This is a genomic window from Streptococcus sp. 2741, assembly GCF_013276315.1.
In the GTDB taxonomy this organism is placed as follows: Bacteria; Bacillota; Bacilli; order Lactobacillales; family Streptococcaceae; genus Streptococcus; species Streptococcus pseudopneumoniae.
In genome coordinates, this window is sequence record NZ_VMKU01000165.1 from 1 (window position 1) to 3,467 (window position 3,467).

Annotated in this window: 3 protein-coding genes; 2 read left to right on the plus strand and 1 reads right to left on the minus strand. The window is 41.1% G+C overall.

What is annotated here, in order from left to right; genetic code table 11:
* The first annotated feature begins 7 nt into the window (after positions 1–7).
* A complete protein-coding gene (locus HT671_RS11235; RefSeq protein WP_138702470.1) occupies positions 8–1,105 on the plus strand; it encodes a glycerate kinase in 1,098 nt (365 codons plus the stop codon).
* Here the strand turns inward: HT671_RS11235 and HT671_RS11240 are convergent.
* Positions 1,102–1,548, minus strand: coding sequence for a YueI family protein (locus HT671_RS11240; RefSeq protein WP_000131076.1), 447 nt, complete (start codon positions 1,546–1,548; stop codon positions 1,102–1,104). The genes HT671_RS11235 and HT671_RS11240 overlap by 4 nt on opposite strands.
* Positions 1,549–1,710: 162 nt before the next feature.
* On the opposite strand from HT671_RS11240, the gene eno reads away from it, so the two are divergent.
* Positions 1,711–3,015: a surface-displayed alpha-enolase gene (gene eno, locus HT671_RS11245; RefSeq protein ID WP_000022821.1), complete on the plus strand. Its 1,305-nt coding sequence runs from the start codon at positions 1,711–1,713 to the stop codon at positions 3,013–3,015.
* Positions 3,016–3,467: the final 452 nt, after the last annotated feature.

Here is a 3,467-nt window from a genome sequence, read left to right on the forward strand (position 1 = left end):
TTTGAAAATGATTGAGTATAAGGAAAGCTTGACAGCTCAACAGGTAGCTGAAGCAATAAAAAGAGGCTTCCAACAATCGATAGCAGATGTAGAATGTCTCCTCTGCCCTGTTGGTGATGGGGGAGAAGGTACTGTAGATGCTATCCGACATTCTCTTGACCTAAAAGAAAAATGGATCCAAGTGACAGACCCTTCTGGACAAAAAGAAGCCATGCGCTATTTTCAAAAAGGGGAACTGGCACTATTTGAAGTAGCTGACTTGGTTGGTCTTGGAAAAATTCCGCTAGAGAAACGAAATCCACTTCAAATCCAAACTTGTGGTATTGGAGAGTTGATTCTCCATCTCATTTCTAAAGGGATTAAAGATATTTATATCGGTGTTGGTGGCACGGCCAGTAATGATGGAGGACTGGGGATTGCTGCTGGTTTAGGTTATCAATTTTATGATAGGGATGGAAATGTCTTGCCTGCTTCCGGTCAATCCTTATTAAACTTAGCTTCTGTTTCAACAGAAAATCGCTATAAAATTCCTGAAGGTGTTCAAATTCATATTTTAGCAGATGTCGTGAGTCCCTTATGTGGTCATCAAGGTGCGACTTACACTTTTGGCAATCAAAAAGGTCTACATCCGACTATGTTTGCAGTCGTAGATCAGGCGATCCAAGATCTTTATGAAAAATTCTCACCTGCAACATTAGAAATTAAAGGAGCAGGAGCAGGTGGAGACCTTGCTGGTGGTTTGTGTGCCTTTGCTCAGGCAAGTATCGTGTCTGGAATTGATACCTGCTTGGACTTAACCAACTTTGATAAGAAAGTTTCAGATGCTGACTTGGTTGTTGTTGGAGAAGGAAGACTTGACAGTCAAAGCTTTGCTGGGAAAGCGCCTATAGGTGTTGCAAAAAGAACCCCTGTTGGAGTTCCTGTTATTGCTATTTGCGGTAGTCTTGCTGAAGATTTACCTCCCCTACCATTTGAAAATATCCAAGCTGTCTTTTCTATTTTGGAGAAAAGTGAACCTTTAGAAGATAGTTTGAAAAATGCCAGTCTCTATCTGGAGCGCATGGCTGCCAATATTGGGCACTTATTAAATATGTGCAAGATTTAGCTAAACCATTTCTTCCATAAGGATGTTTTGGCTGGTTCTTCCTTTTTAACTTCCCAAAGTTTTGGAAAAGCAAGTCGAAGGTCTTTTTCTTCTACTTGAACGGGTGCATTGCTATGAATAACCAGGCCGAAAGGAGAAGTAATATGCTCTTCAGATACTATGGTGGCTTGACTATCAGTTTCTTTTGCTTCTTTTAAGTAGAAAACTTGCTTATCAAATTCGATAGTTGGTGAAATCTTCACAAATAGTGGCTCTGCTTTTTCCTGAAGGTTTTCTAAAATAAATAAAAAGCCTTTTTCTAACTGAGGGCTATTTGCTGTGTCAATATCTACATATCCAAGAACTCTTTCCTCAAAAGTACCAAGATAGCGTCTTTGCTCATCCGGATTTATTTTTAACCCACCATGAGCTTTTTCAAGTAATTGTTTTGATAAATCTGTCATGAAAACAGTATATCATAAAAGTTAGAATAAAACAGACAAAAGAAAGCGATTACTTTATAAAGTTAAGGAAAATTTGCACAAAGATAACGTTTTTTCTTGAAAAAGGAGGGCTTTTAAGGTATTATAGAGGTGTAAAAAATTTAACTCAAAGGAGAGTAAAAAATGTCAATTATTACTGATGTTTACGCTCGCGAAGTCCTAGACTCACGCGGTAACCCAACACTTGAAGTAGAAGTTTACACTGAATCAGGTGCTTTCGGACGTGGTATGGTTCCATCAGGAGCTTCTACTGGTGAACACGAAGCAGTTGAACTTCGCGACGGTGACAAATCTCGTTACGGTGGTCTTGGTACACAAAAAGCTGTTGACAACGTAAACAACATCATTGCTGAAGCGATCATTGGCTACGATGTACGTGATCAACAAGCTATCGACCGTGCTATGATCGCTCTTGACGGTACTCCTAACAAAGGTAAATTGGGTGCAAACGCAATCCTTGGTGTGTCTATCGCTGTAGCTCGTGCTGCCGCTGACTACCTTGAAATCCCACTTTACAGCTACCTTGGTGGATTCAACACTAAAGTTCTTCCAACTCCAATGATGAACATCATCAACGGTGGTTCTCACTCTGACGCTCCAATCGCTTTCCAAGAATTCATGATTGTACCTGCTGGTGCGCCATCATTCAAAGAAGCTCTTCGTTGGGGTGCTGAAATCTTCCATGCTCTTAAGAAAATCCTTAAATCTCGTGGTTTGGAAACAGCCGTAGGTGACGAAGGTGGATTCGCTCCTCGTTTCGAAGGAACTGAAGACGGAGTTGAAACTATCCTTGCTGCTATCGAAGCTGCTGGATATGTTCCTGGTAAAGACGTATTTATCGGATTTGACTGTGCTTCATCAGAATTCTACGATAAAGAACGTAAAGTTTACGACTACACTAAATTCGAAGGTGAAGGAGCAGCTGTACGTACTGCTGCAGAACAAATCGACTACCTTGAAGAATTGGTAAACAAATACCCAATCATCACTATCGAAGATGGTATGGATGAAAATGACTGGGACGGTTGGAAAGCTCTTACTGAACGTCTTGGTGGTAAAGTTCAATTGGTTGGTGATGACTTCTTCGTAACAAACACTTCTTACCTTGAAAAAGGTATTGCAGAAGGTGCTGCTAACTCAATCCTTATCAAAGTTAACCAAATCGGTACTCTTACTGAAACATTCGACGCTATCGAAATGGCAAAAGAAGCTGGTTACACTGCCGTTGTATCACACCGTTCAGGTGAAACTGAAGATTCAACAATCGCTGACATCGCAGTTGCAACTAACGCAGGACAAATCAAGACTGGTTCACTTTCACGTACAGACCGTATCGCTAAATACAACCAATTGCTTCGCATCGAAGACCAACTTGGTGAAGTAGCAGAATACCGTGGATTGAAATCATTCTACAACTTGAAAAAATAAAGTAGTTCAGTAAACTATTTTATCCCGAACCTTGAAATTCAAAAGTTCGGCCGTTGATTTAACAACGTTTCTAGCCCCTCGGATTTTATCCGAAGGGCTATTTTTGGTACGACGGGCATGTCGTGCATCTGAGGTGTAAGTCCTCGGTGGGCACCTGCTACCGGTGAACCCAATAGCGATTCCCAAGCCTGACTATCGTGAGGTAGCGGATTAAAACGGTCTGGGGATAGACCGTTTTAAGTCTGACACTGGAAATAAGAATCGTCAGAGGAAGGGATAGCGAAATCGTGGCTCTACGAACAGGAACGTGATAGTAAGGCGTATATAGCGGATAAGGGGGTCAGAAACTCTAAAGTCCAAAAAGGTAGTCGTAACCTATATGCGTAAATCACGAGAGTAATTGAATTCGAACTAAGATTTATCTTTTTCCACTGTAACCTTTTAACGTCCTC

Bases quoted from the DNA above. Each gene is read 5' to 3' on its own strand.
- HT671_RS11235 (WP_138702470.1), top strand. From the start codon at position 8: ATGATTGAGTATAAGGAAAGCTTGACAGCTCAACAGGTAGCTGAAGCA.
- HT671_RS11240 (WP_000131076.1), bottom strand. From the start codon at position 1,548: ATGACAGATTTATCAAAACAATTACTTGAAAAAGCTCATGGTGGGTTA.
- eno (WP_000022821.1), top strand. From the start codon at position 1,711: ATGTCAATTATTACTGATGTTTACGCTCGCGAAGTCCTAGACTCACGC.